We start from the raw sequence: 17,526 nt of genomic DNA on the forward strand, positions 1-17,526 counted from the left end.
TGCGAATCCTGGACTTTGTCAAACCGAAAGAACTTTCGCGAGTGGCACGCTTACAAATGCTCGCCCGCGAAGTCGTCGAAGGTTATTGCACTGGCAGACACCGTTCACCCCACAAAGGGTTCAGTGTCGAATTCAAAGAGCATCGACAATACGTCCAAGGTGACGAATTAAAGAACATCGACTGGAAGGTCTACGGCAAAAGCGATCGTCTATACATTCGTCAGTACGAAGAAGAAACCAATCTCCGCTGCACTATCTTGGTCGACCAAAGTGGTTCGATGGAATACGGTGGAAAGCGTAGTGTTGATGGATTAACCAAACGGGAGTATGTGGTCCGTCTATCCGCCGCTATCGCCTACTTTCTACTCGGCCAACAAGATCCCGTCGGCCTGATTACGTTCGACCACGACGTTCGCCAACAAGTACCACTGCGCAGTCGCCCGTCACATCTTCGCGCGATATTAACGGGCTTGTTGGCCAACCATGACCGGCGGGAAACGGATCTTGGTGCGGTATTCCGCAAAGTCATTTCGAAAATCGGTCGCCGAAGCCTAGTCGTGGTTCTGTCTGACTCGATGGGAGATTTGGAATCGCTCTCACGCTCACTGGCACAACTACGTGCCAGTCGGCATGAGGTGATTTTCTTTCAAATCTTGGATCCCGATGAACGCGACTTTCCCTTTAGCGGTCGTATCCAGTTCAAAGATCTCGAACAGGTGGCCCCGGAGCAAACCGTCGACGCGGGAGTCTTAGCGGAAGCTTATCGCGAGAAATTGGCCGAACACAACGCGCTATTGAAAGAGGCATGCCGTCGAAGTCGTGTTGATCTGGTGCAGGTGACGACGGATGAGCCCTTTGTCGACGTCCTTCATCAGTACGTTTCCGCCCGTCGGAGGCTAACACGATGAATCTACTTAACGGCGTCCTTGCACTGGGGGCGTTTGCTTTCTCGATTCCTTTGGTGATCCATTTGTTCTTTCGCAGTCGCTTTACCAGCGTTGATTGGGGAGCAATGCACCTGTTGCAGAACGTGATCCGAGTCAATCGACGCCGCATGCAAGTGACGAACTTATTGCTATTGTTGCTACGGTGCTTGATTCCCGTCGCATTAGCATTTTGTTTGGCGCGTCCGGTTTGGACTGGATTGCGTGCGTTGGCCGGTGACGCGCCCAAGACGCTAGTGATCGCACTTGACGATTCGCGAAGCCTGTCGGTGACACCACCGGGAGACGTGGCACTGATTGAGACCGCAAAGGAAGAGCTTCGAGAGATCTTGGCGGGCCTTTCACGCCGCGACGAAGTCATGCTCGTTCGGTCATCTCGGATCGGGGCGATCGCTTCAAAGATGGGAGTGTCCGAGGCAATTGCCAAACTTCGCCGCGTCGACGCGACTGGCAGTCCGGTGACGATCGGACAGTTAATGGATGCCGCGATGGTTGCTTCCCAAGACGCTTCGCATCCTCGCCGACAAATCCTGGTCGTCAGCGATTTCCAAGAAGTGACGATGGGGGTGTCGACTTTGGAAACAGCACAGCGGGTTGCCGCCGAGGTCGCTACGGCCAAACAAGCCGGTGTGGAAACGATCTTCGATTTTCTGAACGTTCAGCCTGATTGGGAGGAATTGCACAACGTCTCCGTCGACGCCGTGACAGTCGAATCGCCGGTCGTCGTTTCCCAGCGAACGGGCGTTTATTCGGTCACAGTTCGAAACGCCGGCGAAACTCCTGCCAATGACGTCCGCCTGGTTTGGGCCATCGACGGCCGACCGCTGGATCCGCGAAGCATTTCGATCGACGCGAAGAGTTCGGTGACCAATCGGTTAACGCAAACGATCGATGAGCCAGGGGTTCACCAAATCACGGCGATGATCGATCGGGCAGACATGATGGTCGACGACAATCGGCGCAGTACGCTTGTCAACGTCATGCCAAAAGTCAACGTGCTATTGATCGACGGACAGCCGAGTCGCAATCCGCTCGGTGGGGCGGCCGATTATCTGGCAATCGCGTTGAGCCCCTTTTCTTTTGGCGGTGACGATCGTCCCGATCCCATCAAGTCGACGGTCGTCCCGCTGCGACGGCTGAACGCTGATTTGTTGCGAGAGGATCCTCAAGTCGTCGTCTTGGCCAATGTGGACCGCGTTCCCGATGGGATCCAAGGCGAATTGGTGAGATTTGTTCATCGCGGTGGGGGATTGGTGATCTTTGACGGACCCAACGTACGCCCCGAGACATACAACTTGACGTGGACGACTGGTGCCACAACAGATGGGGAAACGTCGAGTCGTTTGAAGCTCGTGTTTCCGGCCGAATTGGGGGAGGTCGTTGGAGCTTCCGGGACCGAGGAACGAGACATCGATCCCCAATCCGGCGAGGTCTTTGCGATCGACCGACCGAACGCTCAGTATGAACCGTGGAAGTTTTTGGTCGGTGACAACGATCCGTTTTCTGAGGTTTCGGTCACAAAGTATCGAGAACTGAAGTTGACGCCTCCCGGCGGAGAAAGCGTCCGTGACCAACGCGTGCTCTTACAAACGACCGAAGGCGACCCGATTGCGATCTCGCAATCAATCGGAGAAGGTTCGGTCGTTCAGTTTGCCATCTCGGGGAACGATCGCTGGACGAACTGGCCGCTACGACCGATTTTTTTGCCTATGATCGGTCAGATGGTCCTTGACCTTGCCGGCCAAGAAAATGAATTCACCGTTTCGGTCGGCCAGCCAATCGTGGTCTCACAGGAACAATTTGATCGGACGTGGCGATCGGACACACCGACGCGGTGGAATTGGGTTGCCGAAACGCCCGCCGGTGAGATCAATTTGCCAAGACTCTCTGCCGGCGAACCGGTCAGGATTACCGAAACTTACGAGGCCGGCTTGTATTCGATTACCCGAACGTCGAATACGCAGCCCTCGGAAGAATCGAAGCAAGAAGACTTGAAGCAAACGATCATGCGGCTTGCCGAAGTCGATGCCTCAGAATCAATACTTAACGGCGCCGGCGGACAACAGTTCGATCGGTTGCGCGAGACGCTTCAAGCGGGCGCCTTCGAAACGGCAGGGGAGCTGAGTACGGCGGATCGCTCGCGTTCATTCGGTCGCGAAGTATGGCGCTGGCTGTGGTTGTTAGTCGTGATCGGCCTGGTCGCTGAATTATGGGTTCAGCAGAATATCTTGGCGAAGTCACGTGGCGACGGAGGCCTCTGATGAGCCATATTCCAATCGCAAGCATTCGATTCGCCGGCGACTTATCACTTTGGACGGTTTTGCCGATCCTAGTGGTCGCGATTCTGATTGTTTTGTTTTTGTATCAGCGCGAAACCAAAACGTTGGCGTCGCCGTATGCCTGGTTGCTGCCCGCCCTACGTGCGACTTCCGTTGCGCTGGTCGTTCTAATTTTAGCTGGCCCCGTTTGGCACCGGCGGCAAGTGATCGGAACATTGGGCCGCGTGGTCTTTGCCATCGACACGTCACGTAGTATGGCGCTTAGCGATAGTCATTCTCCGGACGGCCGGGCCAACCGACTGCAGCGTGCCAGTCAGCTTCTCACGGGGACGGCAAGCGAACCAGGTTGGCTTGAACAAATTCGGCAAACCCATGTCGTGGATGTAATCGCATTTGACGAAGGCCAGGCAACGCCAGTTTGGTCAAGCGATTCGGATAAACCGTTGCCCAATTCATTGGATCTGGTCCCTGAAGGTCAAGCGACCGACCTATCGAGTCCGCTGGCGGCAGTTCTGGCTTCAATCAATTTGGATGCCGGTGATACCGATGAGGGGCTCGAATCGGTTGACTCCGTACGGCGGTCGGCAATCGTCCTCATGACCGACGGCCAGGATAACGCCACGGGGGTGCAGAACCGTTCGGCACGATCGCTCGCCAAGCAGCTTTCTGTCGGCGGTACCAACGTCGTAACGATGGGCCTTGGGACGGTCGACGAGCCGCCCGATGTTGGAATCGTCGAAGTCCGTCGTCCGGAAACGGTTGCCCGCGAAGGACGATTGGCAGGCGAGATCGTGATGAAGCAATTTGGTGAGGGTACCGCACCGGTTTCACTTCGAATTCGATCGCAAGGCCAAACCGTTTGGGAAAGGCAGTTGGCGGCTCAGGAAAACGGTATCCGATCGGTTCCTTTTGAAATCGACGTCCAAGAAATCGTCGACCGATTGCGTAGCTCGGGCCCGCGAGGCATCGATCGCACCAACGAAGTCCTGCGATTGACGGCGACCGTTGAAACATCGCGCGATGACTATACCGACAAAAACAACGCCGTTGAGTTTCGCGTGGCCGCGTCGACGCGAGATCGTCGGTTGTTGATCGTCGACGGTTCGAGTCGTTGGGAAACGCGTTACTTGAAGAACCTGTTCGTCCGAGATCCGGCTTGGAACGCCGACGTGGTCGTGTTCGGCCCCGGAACTGAAAACGCGGCGTTACCGCGGGGGAACGCAGACGGCCAATTCCCTTCGACAGACGCCGAGATGTCTGCGTACGACGCCGTCATCGTTGGGGAAATCGATCCTTCATTGATGGCGATGGACGATCGTGGCCGGCTGATGCGGTTTGTGGCTGGCGGCGGTGGCTTGATCGTGATCGACGGACGGTTTGGAAAGCTGCGCGGCTTAACCCAGACCGAGTTCGGTGAGCTGATGCCGATCCGATATTCGAGTGCGACCGCACTTAGACAGCCACTTGGGATTCGTCCGACAACACTGGGAATCGAACAACCGGCGCTAGCTCTGATTGATTCGTCGGCCGCGCTGAAGCAGTTTTGGACGCAGCTTCCCGCACCGTCCTGGGCGGCTAACGTCGAATTGGCCGAGGGAGCAGAGGGCTGGGCGTCGGCGATCGTCGGTGGTGCTCAGTCGACGCCTTGGCTTGCGACCCGAATGTATGGCTCCGGACGCGTGTTCTATCTCGCTTCCGATCAGACATGGCGGTGGCGTTATAAGGTCGCAGATCGCTTTCACGCAAAGTTCTGGAACCAGCTGGTCATCGCGGCGATGGAGCCGCCGTATTCGGCGAGTGACCAGTTTGTCGCTTTAGGAACGGACAAAATTGAATACGAAAGCGGATCCGCCGTTGAAGTACGCACACGGCTGCGCGATGGCCGCGGCAATCCAGTCGCCGATGCTACCGTTGAAGCGATGGTGATGCGAAACGGCATCGTGATCGCATCGGTTCCAATGACGATCGACCAACCACAACGGGGCACCTATCGAGGAAGCATTCTTGCGTTGCCGCCCGGTGAGTACTCGGTTCGAATTCGCGCCAGTGGTTTCGATGAGACCGCATTATTGGCGTCAACGCCCTTCTGGATCAATGAAAATCAAACGGGCGAGCTGCGGAGAATGAGTTTGAACCAAAACACACTGCAAGAAATCGCTTCCGCCGGACAAGGCGAGTACTTTCACGAATCGGATGCGAGCGGAGTTTTAGGTCTGCTCAAACCGATGTCCAGCGGAACCGTGATCGAAACGGATACGGTTTTGTGGCAGTCGTACTTTTGGTTTTGTCCCATCATCACGCTGCTGGGAATCGAATGGTGGTGCCGCAAGCGTGCGGGCTTGGTGTAACCGGACAATCAGGGATCAATCATGTCGACAACGAACGAAAACACATTCGCCGATCGCACGCAACTTGCGGGCATGCTTGACCCGATGACCCGGCGTGGCCTTGACCGTTTTCGCAAGCGTCGAGGATTTTTGCTTACCGTCCGCGGATTGGGGGTGGGCTTGTTGACGTTCGTGATGCTGGCGTTGTTCGTCGCGATCGTGGACTATCTGATGTTCCTTTCCGATGCCGTTCGCTGGTCGCTTGGCGCTTGCGTTTATGTGGTTACCGCAATCGTCATTTGGCTGGTCGCGATTCGTCCGCTGCGACATCATGATGACCTAGAAATCGCTCGTCAGATTGAATCCGTCGCCCCGCATCTTCGCGAATCGTTGGTCTCGGCGGTCGAGCTATCCGATCCGAAACTTGCTAACGGATCGCCTTACTTTCGTCATTTACTTCAAAATCGTGTTGCCCGCCGGATCACCAAAGTCGATGTCGGGAAAGTACTGCCGCTGAAGATGGTGCGTCGTTGGCTGCTGAGTGGATTGAGCGTTGTGTTGGTCTGCTGTTTGATGGCCTTGGTTCCATCGGCACAGTTCGGGCGGCGGTTCGCCCGGGCCGCGCTGCCGGGGTTTTCGATCGAACGCGCCGCACGAACCAAAATTTCGATTGTCCAGCCAGATCCTGCGTCAAAATACGTCGCCCAAGGCGATGCGGTTGCCGTAGCCGCGGCGATCGCCAAGCGGGATGATTCCGAAGTGGTAATGCAATGGCGGGACGGTGAGGGAAACAGCGGCGAAGCGATGATGACCCCTCGCTTTGAATCGGCAGTGATGGCCGCCGCAAATCGGCCGGAGATATCCGATCTGGCAAGCGATTCGACTCGGGGCCCTGATCAGGAAATCTTCGCGGCCAATCTTTCCGTAGGGTCGAAACCGCTGGAGTATCGTTTGTTGGCGGGCGATGCAATCACGAACTGGCACCGACTGACGCCACTGCCGCGTCCGAAAGTCACCATGTTTGAGAAATTGTATCGGCTACCAGAGTACGCAAAGCTAAACGATCGTACGGAAGAGGAAGAACACGGGGATCTTAAGGCTCTGCAAGGATCGACGGCGGAAGTGACGGTAAGCTTTGATCAACCGGTTGAGTCCGTAGCTGTGAGATACGGCGTTCGCGGAAGTCAGGCGTTGATGGAACCGGTTAATGAGGAACGTACGAAGTACCGAACGTCGATCTCTATCAAAACGTCGGGGCAATACCAAATCGAAGCCGTCAGCACGGTCAGTGGACTGGGGAATCCATTCGCCCCGATGAATATGATTGTCCCCGTTTTGGATCTCGCTCCGATCGTTCGCTGGGCTCCAGGGACCGAGCTGAAACGCTTGGTGTCGTCTTTGGATGTGATCGAACTAGAAGCGACCATCGCAGACGACTTGCCGATTGAATCGATCGAGCAAGAAGTCACCGTGAGCGGTCAGGAACCGCAGTCCTATCCGCTTCCCACGGACGGACCGGCAAGGCAACACGAATTGGCTTGGTCATGGGATCTACTCCATCGTCTGGGCGAAACGGTTTCGGAAGAAAAGCTTCAAGCCGGCGACGTGGTTCAAACTCGTATCGTCGCAATCGATCGGAAAGGAAACCGATCGGCGTCACCGATGATGGAGTTATTGATCGCGGGAGACGGATTCGATTCTGATCGCCATGCGTTCTTGGAAAACGTTGCGTCTGAACACCAAGCGATCGCGAGTTGGGCCGAGCAATGCCAAGCGATGAGCGAGCAAATGCGTGAGGCCGTAAAGTCGGACGAGATTGAATTATTTCTTAGTCAATGGACAGCGGGGGCGAAAACCAACGATGATCCCGAGACGGCCAATACAACACCCTGGGCCGAGCTACAACGACAGTCTGTTGTTTTAGTCAAAAGCCTGCGTGATTCGCTGGCAATGACCAGCAACGAAGCTAGTGCGATGGTCACCGAGCTAGCCGGGAACGTGATCCTGGATATCGAGACGCTGATCGATCACACACGACGGGAATTGGCATACTTAGATCAGCATCGAGAGCCAGATTGGGAACGTGCACGCAAGCAACACGTGACAGAGATGGGGCGAGCAGCCGGTCATGCGAAGAACCAAAGCCAACGCCTCTCAGAATTCGCGCGCTATCGTTTTGCCGTGGCGTTCTTGTCCGCGATGTACTCCGACGTGACGCTTTTGAAAACCAATATTGAAACGCTGGCAGACCAGCTTCCCGAAGAGCGTCTAAACAGACATCTGACGTTGATCGCCGGTCAGTTCAAAGAAGTGGATCGACTGCTTCGCGAGTATGAATCGATCTTACCGACTCGCACTGTCCAGCACCTGGCGGGTGATCGTTGGGATCGCTGGTCTCAACGTTGGACGATCCAGCTGGAAACGTTGGTCGAAGAGGAAGCTGACCGTGATCAGATAGCCGCGGTCCTCGATTCACTCAAGAAGGAAGTCGTTCAAAAGCCGCACGAGATTTTTGATCACGGAATCTACGAGAACTTGGTGCGGTTGGAACGCGATCTCGTACGTGAGCTCGGTTACCTTTGCCCTCAAGTCGATCAGCTGCGCGATCGCGGTCGGAAAATGAATCGAGCGTTAAGCGATCAGCAACAAGAAAAGAACGCGGAAAAGGCCAAAATTGCGAGCATCGAATCGCGCTGGAACCAAATTCGTTTTGCCAACCAATTTCAACGGCTGATCGTGCGATCGACCGGACGTGAGAATCTGGGGCGTGCAAAGACGCGGGTCGATTTGGAGTTCATGTCCGATCTAAATCTATTCGTTAGGGCAATCCGAAATGTGACGCAAAACGGCTTCCAGCCCTATAAGGAAATCGCTGCCGAGCAGGTTATCAATGAGATCTCGGGTGCGGTTCGCGTTTTAGAATCAGCCAGTGAACTTCGTCATTCTGCGAAAGTCTACTTGGCAATGCGTGACGGTGAACAGCAGGTCGACGGTTCGCCGCTAAGAAAGATCTATCACCCGATCTGGCTGAAGCTGGTCGATGTGCGATTGGATTTGGCGGCGGTTTACTTGCGAGACGCCGCGCTGACCGACGCGACAATCCATTCAGGTATCGAAGGGGGGCGTCGCGGCGAACGTCAACAATCGGCCGCCGAAAAATTTGATGCACGTGTCTGGCGCGACGAGCCGATGGTTTCTGCGGCGGTCCCTCTGGAAACCTTAGCGAAGGATGTTTCCAGGCTGGAAGATCGGTTTGAATCGGAACAAACGACGGCGAGAGAAACGCTGCAAAAATATGTCTTGAGCCTAGCCGAGCAAGCTCGACTCGCAGCCGAGCAAGCAGAAAAGGCCGAGACGGTTACCGATGCCCGGGCATCCGATGAACTCGAAGAGGTCCAGGACGCACTCGATGAAATCGAATTGGCAAATGAAAAAGCAACCGACACCGTTCAGTCATTGATCGATGCGGCTAACACTTCGACTGTTTTAGATCAAGAGCAACGCGAGCGGGCGCGGGACGCGGATGCCGCGGCTGAAATGATCGCCGATGCGTTGCAGGAAACCAAGTTGTCGGCAAGGCAAGCCGATAGGGCGGCGACGGACTTGCAACGCCAGCGGGCATTGGAGAAGACAGAGGAAAATCTTGCCAATCTCAAACGCCAGTTGTCAAACGCCGCCGACCATTTCGAAAAAATCGAACGCGGTGAAGACGTTCGCCAGTCTCGCCAGGCTTTACGTGACGCCGAACAACAACTACGCATCAGCGACCAGATCCAGCAGCGGTACGAGCAAGTCGAGAAGATGGCGGATGTTGCCTCTCAAGACCCACGTGAATTATTGAAGAAGCTGGAAGATGAGCTGGCTGACAACCAAGCGATGCGGGACTCGCTAAGCGAAATCGCGGAATCGATTGTCGACGACACGGTCGACAACCTCCGCCGGGCTGCCAACGAAGAACGACAGCTAGGTCGTTCAATCGAACAAGACGACGATGCGTTTCGCGAGCGGAAGCATCAGCAGCAAATGTTGTTGGATGAGTTCATCGATCGTGCAGAGACACTGCGCGATCGCACGTTGCCGGCCGCCGTTTCGGCAGCCGGTTGGGCCAACGATGGCGAAGGTCGTCACCTACTAGGCCAGGCGATCGAGACGCTGAACGAGGCGATCAAGGCTACCGAAAAACGCCGTCAGGGCGAAGCCACGTTGGACGAGATCCGTGACGCAGCTCGATTGTTGCGTGATCAAATGGCCGAAGCTCAATCATTTACGAACGAGGCGGCCGAACAGTTGGAACGGTCGTCAGATCGGGATCTACATCAATCAGAGAATGCTCGGAATCGTACGGCCCAAAATATGCGTCAGCACGAAAATCGATTGAGGAACCAGGAACTGAACGCCTTAAACGAACAGCGGAATCGTTGGAACACTAATGAGACGCAGGCCAATCAGCGTATCAATCGAGCTCAGCAAGAAATACGTGCCGCGACCGAGGTGATAGAGCGTGAAAGCGAGCGATTGAAAGAGAGTCCGGGCGACCAGTGGCGACGGTCCGAAATCGAACAACAGCAAGACCGATTAGATGAGGCTAGACGAACGGAAACGCAAGCGAAAGCAACCAAGCAGCTGGCTCGACAGCGACGTGACAAAGCCAACGAACGGGCGAACGAAATCAATCGCAACAAGGTCGCGGAACTGACCAAATTAAATCCGGCCGCAGAATTGGGACAAAAGCTGGGTGAGCTGGCATCGTCGCGTTTCGATGCAATTTCCGATGATCTGGAAGAGATGGTCGCCGATGCTGACTTTGATGAGTCACTTCGTGCATCGAATCTGAAATTGGCCCAATCCGTCGAGCAGCAGGAATCGATTTCACACGACCTTCAACAAGCGGTCGAAGATTTAAGGCGAGCGGGGAGACATGAGCGACGATTGGAAAAAACGTCGACGGCTGATCGATTGGAACAGGCCGCAGAACTCACTGAGAGTCAAGCACTTGGTGCAGCCCACAAATCACGAAGCGACTTTGCCGCGGCAGAACAGGATGCCGAGAAAACTCCCCAAGCCAGCGCGTCTACCGAGCGGGCGGGGAAAGCAATCGATCAAACGGCGGATGCTTTGAATGAGATGTTCCCATCCGCAAATGCTAACGCTAGTGACGTCGATCAATCGTCATCTCGTTCAAGCGAATCGGCTTCGCAGTCTCAGATGACTGCTGATGCGACTCAGGATCCTAGTCAGTCAGCGACGAATTCTCAGTCACCGACAAACGCTAACCCAACGGCTTCCAATTCCAACGAAGCTCAGTCGGCATCGGCGATTGACCAGGCTACGCCGGAGCAAATGGCGCGAACCCTCGATGAACTCGACCGATCTCTGGCTCAATCGGCATCCGAACAACAAGGGGAAGGCAACCAAGGATCAGCGAATTCCGGACAGGAGAATGCGGGACAAGTCACACAGGCTGGTTCGACGCAGGCTAACTCGACGCAAGGACAGCCAGGATCACAGGCGTCACAAAGCCAGCCCGGTTCTGCTTCGGAGATGAATGGAACGCCGCCGCCATCGAATCAGTCGGTTGATGCGTCGCCGACGTTGGCTCAAATGCTCGATGACCAACTTCAGCAAGCGGCCAAAGAACGCATGCGTCGTCTCGCGGAAACACAATCAGGACAAAGAGGTGAATCAACCGAATCCTCTAGCAACGCTTCGTCGGTCGCGTCGGATTCCGGCAGTGGTGAGCCCCCTGGCGGAAGTGACGAGGTCAATGAAGCCAATGGTAAATTGACCGGAGGCGATTGGGGGGACCTTCGTATGCAAGGTGTTGAAGATGCGAACCAAGGGCGCGCGACTCGGATTCCAAGAGGTTACTCCGCCGAGGTGAAAGCGTATTTTAAGGCACTTGGCAAACGATCCGCGGGAGCCAAGCAATGAACACGCTCAATCGAAGAGAGCTACTAAAGTTCGCAGGGCTGGCAACCGCGTCGACCTTGCCGGCTACATACCTGGCCGGACAAGAGACAGGCGAACACGGACGAGAGTCGATCGACAATCTTTACGTTGACGATCGACTTGATGAAGCTTGCGACCGGGCGATCGAGTATCTGATCAACAATCAACGCATCGGTAATCACTTGGCTGCCGGTTCGATTACTGACCGTGGCCACGAAATCGCGTTGACTTCGCTCGCGATTATGGCGATGGCTTCGCTAGGAATCGAACCTTCTCAGCCCAATCGGCAAGGCCGAGCGATGCGGGCGGCCCTCGATTTTGTGTTGCGCGATCATCATCAGACAGAAGCGGGCTACCTCGGACAGCACGACGGATCGAGAATGTACGGCCACGGCATCACGACGTTGATGTTGACAGAGTTGCTTGGGATGGGAGCAACTGAAAAACAGAACCAGCTAATCTATGAGCGACTTGAACGTGCGATTCGATTGATTTTGGCTTCACAAGCGGTGAAAAAGATGCGCCGGCTGCAAGGAGGTTGGCGCTACACGCCGGGATCGTCGGAAAGTGATCTATCAGTTTCCATTTGGCAACTGATGGCGCTGCGATCGGCAAAAAACGACGGGATGGACGTCCCTACCGAAGCGATCGATAGTGCTCTCGACTATTTGCGAAACTCGTTTACCGGTCGCTTCAGCGGGCAAGGAACGAATGCTGGTGGATTCAGCTACACGCCGGGGCAGACGCATCCCTCATTCACGATGACTGCCGCCGGCTTGTTGGCGATGCAGGTCTGTGGCCAGTACGATGCGTCCGAAGTTTCAGCGGCGGCCAATTGGCTGATGCAGCATCGGCCCAAGGTTAGCGATCGGTACCTGTTTTATGGGCTTTATTATTACGCCCAGGGAATGTATCAAGCCGGTGGGAAGTACAACGATGAGGCACGAACGGTTGTCGCATCATTGTTACTCCCACGTCAACGACGGGACGGATCATGGATGTCGCCAAGTGGTGAAGAACGCAGCCAAGGTATGGTCTATTCCACCTCGTTGGCCGTTCTCTCGCTCTCCGTTCGCTACCACTACCTGCCTATTTATCAACGATGATTCAGATTCACACCGATGGACCGGACTCGATTGAACCGATCGAACCCCTCGACTTCTTGGTCGTCGCACCCCATCCAGATGATGCCGAAATCGGAATGGGAGGAACGATCGCCAAAATGGTCAATCAGGGCATGCGGGTCGGCATACTTGATTTGACCACAGGGGAACCGACGCCATTTGGCAGCGAGGAAATCCGTCGGGCGGAAACGATCAAGGCGACGGGGTGTTTGAATCCGACCTGGCGCGGCAACGCGGGGCTAACCAATCGCGAGTTGGTACACACCATTGATACTCGTAAACATATCGCCAGCTACTTTCGAATGTTGCGTCCGCGTTGGGTGTTTGCCCCCTACTTTCATGATGCGCACCCGGATCATGTCGTCGCGACGGACTTAATCGAGGCAGCTCGGTTTTACGCCAAACTGTCGAAAACAGATATGCCGGGCGAGCGTTTCCATCCGGAACGCCTGTACTACTACTTCTGCGTTCATCTGCGATTGGCGGTCCAACCAGATTGGATCGTTGATATCAGTGAAACGTTCGAACAAAAGTTGGCTTCGATCCAAGCGTATGAGAGCCAGTTTGTGCAGGGAAGACCGACGGAGCCGCCGACGATGATTGATCGCTTGAAAACCGATGCGGCGTATTTCGGGAACCTGATCGCTCGTCGTTATGGGGAACCGTTTGCGACCAAGGAACCGATCGCTCTGTCGTCTCTACGCGACATGCTTTGATAATAAGCGCGCTCGATAGCATGTCCACGGTGGTGGAATTTCGCTCAACGAGGGCTTGCCCGAAGCGAAGGTTTCGTCAGGTGTTTTCCTCCATCAGAACGAGGGTCGTTTGATTCAAGCTTCTTGTCGATTGCTGTGTTGCCACACGATCGATGGGCCCGCATGGCAAACGTTGAAATCGCATGAGTCCGGCAATTGCCGAACGAATCGCCGCAATGCGTCGAATGATCGACAAGGTTGGCTTAGTCACCGTCATCGGATTGTGATGTGAGATAAGCCCATCTCAAAAAACGGACACTATCCCAATCGGGTGCCCAGAGGTGAAGGTTCCCCCCAGGTTTGATCAAATCCACTGCGTCTCGCTGACGCGGCGCTATGATAATCCAGTAGCGTAGTGCGAATTCCCACAACGACGCTTGCGAGATTGATCGATCGGTCAGCGTCTGCAACCCCGCAGACGATCGCGAGGCGGCGTCCTAGAACGACAATTGAAGTCACCGGTTAATCACCGGGGGAACCCTGACGCTCGACTACTGGTTTGCGTGAAAGAGATGAAAGCTTTGCGATGGTCAAGACTTCGATCATTGATTGCTGAAGTAGTCAGTTACCAAATTGTCGTTATCTCACAGGGAAATTCCCCGAGGAGCTCTCGTATGCTTCAAACGAGTTCGTCATTAAGCAGAACCTTGCACGAGCAGCACTCGTCACGACAGAGAAGTTTCATCGCATCACGCCTGCGTTTCTATTCATACGCGGCGTTTGATCTAAGGACACGAGGAGGATCGGTTTGGGTTCGTCAATTAAGAGCGACGATCGATGCCAAACGGAAAGTCAGTCTACACGCCCTGAATGTGACTTCGGTTCAAGGTGATCGCTACCAATGATGAATCAAAGGTCACACGAGACGGTTGAACACACACCATCATCGTAGACATGCATATGAATCAATCACCACCGGTCGATCGAGTCTATCGCATTCTTGTGATCACACCGGATCAACAAGCATTCGAGGAATTTTCGATTGCATTTTGCGAGGGGCAGCAGGTCGAACGAGGGCAAGTTCGATTCAGCTTGCACCACGCGACCGAACCGAATCGCAGCATCTTAGCCCTGTCAGAACTCGATCCCGATGTTGTCGTACTTGATGAAACGATGCAGTATGGCGGTCGCCAGTCAGCCGCGGAAGCGATCGCGAGTGAAAAACCACGCGTACCAATCGTTGTCCTGACGGATCAAAGCAGTGAGTTCGTGGCATCCAATGTCTTCTACGGCAACGTCTGCAATTTTATCAACAAGTCAAAGCTGCGTTTTGAACCGTTATTCGCAATCATTCGCGACGCGATCTCAACCGGTGGCACCTTTGCAACGGTTCGCTCGTCACGGTTGTCGGTATTGATTCTCGACGCGGATGTCGCCGACCGAACCTGGCTCGCAGCACAAATCGAGCAGTTGCCAAGCCTACAATGCCGACCACTGATCGCGGATTCGATCGAATCGGCTAGCAAACTTCTGAAACGATCCGCGATAGATTGTGTTTTAATCAATGAAAGGCTGCCCGGCGAAGATGCCGCCGGATTCATCGGTCAACTCTCGACACGTCAGCCGTTTTTGCCACTCATCGCGATGGCTGACAGTCGGCAGGAATCGCTATCCTTTGAGGCAATTCGAAGTGGCGCTAAGCACCATTTGGTCAAGGCGAATCTCACTCCAGAATTACTCGAAGCGGCCATACGTTCGGCGGTCGATCAGAAAGAGCTTGAGAGCAAAATCGCGCAGCGCGATGCGTTTATCTATGCCTGCCAACAAAAAGAAGCCCAGTGGCAAGAGCGACTTGAGCTTGTCGTCTCGTCCGCGAACGCGGTGATATGGGACATCGATTATCCGACAGGAATCGTGACCGTCAATGATTGCTTCACAGACGTCTTCGGCTTTGAAGTTGACGAACATACCACGACGATCGCGTCGATCGTAAAATTGCTCCACCCGGAATACGATCCGAGTGAAATACTTTGCGGTGACCATCGACCCGAAGTTGATCTTTGCGAGTCGATCGTCCGAATGCGCTGTCGAGATGATTCATGGAAGTGGATCCAGTCGCGAGGCAAAATCGTCGAACGAGATGCGACAGGCAAGCCGCTTCGTGCGGCCGGAATTTTTCTCGACGTCACCAACCAAAAAGAAAATGCAGACGAAGTGCTGCGAAAAAATGAGGAGCTGCAACGGTTTGCCCATGTCACCTCGCATGACCTCCGCGAACCGCTACGCATGATCACGTGTTTTACAGAACTCTTGCGTGAAGAATATGCAGACCAACTTGACGCGGACGCTCAACGCTACATCGCGTTCGCCAATGACAACGCAAAACGGATGCAAGCTCTGATCAACGATCTGCTAGAGTATTCTCGCTTTGGTACGCTGAACGAACAGCCAACACTGGTCAATCTAAATTCGGTGCTGGACAAAATCTCCAATGATCTTTCCATTGCCATTCTTGAATCCAACGCAACTTTGACAATCGGTGATCTGCCTAGTGTCCGTTGCGTCGAAACAAAAATGTACTCGCTGCTTCAAAACTTGATCGCAAATTCAATCAAGTACAGGGACCCGAGCCGATCGCTATCGATCGATGTCCAGGCGAAATGCGACAACGGATTCACCGTCATTTCGGTGACCGACAATGGCATCGGGATGGAGCAAAAGTTTGAATCAAAGGTGTTCGAGCCGTTTCAACGGCTGCACGGAAGAGAGGAATACTCAGGGACAGGGATTGGCCTGGCTATTTGTAAGCGGATTGTCAACGAATTGGGCGGCCGGATCTCAGTCAAGGCACAGAAAGGACTCGGCGCAACGTTTTCGTTTACCGTCCCGGACCATCTGATCGAACAACCCAGTCCGGTGATTCCCAAGCATCATCAACGGCGATCGGCACGCTTGATGCGAGTTTAGTTTGAGTGGTAGCACCGAAGCGACAAACGCCTCTGAGTGGTCCGTCTACACCAAGTCTCAGGGTTCGGGCATCAGCCGACGGGCGTTATCCATGGTCACTACACAGAAACCGTGGCTAACGCCATTCGGCTGATCCTGTATGAGGTAACCGTGGCCAACGCCATTCGGCGTTAAACAACGAACGCCTTGAGAGTTCCATTCTCTCAAGGCGTTCGCTAGGCTTGGCAACCAAACATGTTCTGCAGGACACCCATCTGCCCCTATTCAAATGAATGTTTGACAGTTGACGGTCGCCGCCCTCGCTCCCCGTGCGAGGCGGGTCATCGCGTGATCTGCTAGGCACAGACCAACGTGCGGCGCTGCAATTCACCCCAAAGTTGATCCCAAGTACAAGGCTTATTTAGAAAGCCGGCCGCACCGATGTTAAGCACTTTTCGCTTGAGTGCGTTGTTGACGTGTCCCGTGACGACAATCACGGGAATTTCCTTGGTCAAAGGATTGTCTTTCAGACGTCCCAGAACGTAGTCACCATGCACGTCATGCATTTCGTAATCCAGGATGATCGCCTGGACGTCGGATTGGACGGCTTCGCGAAAACCTTGAAGGCCTTCGAGGGCATGTCGGACCTGTATGCCTTTTCCTTCGAGACGCCGTCTTAGCACGTCGCCCCAAGCCGGGTCGTCATCGATGATCAGCACCGATGGTTGCTGATCGAGTGTGGGCTGTGTCTGATCGCCAAAGTCGGCGTCGGCGTCTGCTTTGAGCTCTAGAGCATCCAGAAAGTCTTCCACCGAAAATTCTTCCTCTTCGACGATCGGCGCGTCTTCAGATTCCGCAACTGGTTCGCCCGATGTGAGATCGAGATTGTCACGAATGATCGATTCAATTTGTGGCCATATCGATCCAGACTTCGCAATGTAGTGTGCGGAGATCTTTCGGCAACGTTCCTTGATCGCTTCGTCTTGCTGGCCGGTCAAGACGATCAAGGGGATCGATTGTAGGTCCGCGTGTGTCGCAATCATTTCGCAGACAGCCATGCCGTTACCTCGCGGCATGTTGACATCCATGCAGACCATGTCTGGTCGTAGGACATTGGTCGTGGTGAGTGCGGCCATCGCGTTTCGTGCGTAAACGACCTCGATGTTCGGGCTAATCGCCTTGCACTTCGCGACGAGGATTCGAAGAAGATCCGGATCATCGTCGGCGAATAAGATTGTCTTGGGAGTCATCGTTGTCAAACT

The 17,526-nt window shown here is 54.6% G+C and carries 8 protein-coding genes; 7 read left to right on the plus strand and 1 reads right to left on the minus strand.

Annotated elements, in window-relative coordinates:
* Positions 1-41 precede the first annotated feature (41 nt).
* From FYC48_RS24885 to FYC48_RS24915, 7 genes are all read left to right on the plus strand, one after another.
* The gene (locus tag FYC48_RS24885; protein ID WP_230773764.1) at positions 42-908 is read left to right on the plus strand and encodes a DUF58 domain-containing protein; all 867 of its coding nucleotides are present in this window, start codon (positions 42-44) and stop codon (positions 906-908) included.
* Positions 905-3,205, plus strand: coding sequence for a BatA domain-containing protein (locus FYC48_RS24890; RefSeq protein ID WP_149499488.1), 2,301 nt, complete (start codon positions 905-907; stop codon positions 3,203-3,205). The genes FYC48_RS24885 and FYC48_RS24890 overlap by 4 nt, the downstream gene beginning before the upstream one ends.
* On the plus strand, positions 3,205-5,571 hold the full coding sequence (locus FYC48_RS24895) for a hypothetical protein (protein ID WP_149499489.1): 2,367 nt from the start codon (positions 3,205-3,207) through the stop codon (positions 5,569-5,571). Before FYC48_RS24890 ends, FYC48_RS24895 begins: the two co-directional genes overlap by 1 nt.
* A 21-nt stretch (positions 5,572-5,592) precedes the next feature.
* Positions 5,593-11,481 (plus strand): hypothetical protein, encoded by a 5,889-nt coding sequence (locus tag FYC48_RS24900; protein WP_149499490.1) that lies wholly within the window; start codon positions 5,593-5,595, stop codon positions 11,479-11,481.
* Entirely contained in the window at positions 11,478-12,605 is a 1,128-nt protein-coding gene (locus FYC48_RS24905) for a prenyltransferase/squalene oxidase repeat-containing protein (protein ID WP_149499491.1), read from the plus strand. The genes FYC48_RS24900 and FYC48_RS24905 overlap by 4 nt, the downstream gene beginning before the upstream one ends.
* Entirely contained in the window at positions 12,602-13,339 is a 738-nt protein-coding gene (bshB1, locus tag FYC48_RS24910; protein WP_149499492.1) for a bacillithiol biosynthesis deacetylase BshB1, read from the plus strand. Before FYC48_RS24905 ends, bshB1 begins: the two co-directional genes overlap by 4 nt.
* Before the next feature lie 939 nt (positions 13,340-14,278).
* On the plus strand, positions 14,279-16,285 hold the full coding sequence (locus FYC48_RS24915) for an ATP-binding protein (RefSeq protein ID WP_160149757.1): 2,007 nt from the start codon (positions 14,279-14,281) through the stop codon (positions 16,283-16,285).
* A gap of 335 nt (positions 16,286-16,620) precedes the next feature.
* Here FYC48_RS24915 and FYC48_RS24920 read toward each other — a convergent pair whose 3' ends face one another.
* On the minus strand, positions 16,621-17,514 hold the full coding sequence (locus FYC48_RS24920) for a response regulator (protein ID WP_160149758.1): 894 nt from the start codon (positions 17,512-17,514) through the stop codon (positions 16,621-16,623).
* Positions 17,515-17,526: the final 12 nt, after the last annotated feature.

The sequence above is a fragment of the Roseiconus lacunae genome (assembly GCF_008312935.1).
Taxonomy (GTDB): Bacteria; Planctomycetota; Planctomycetia; order Pirellulales; family Pirellulaceae; genus Stieleria; species Stieleria lacunae.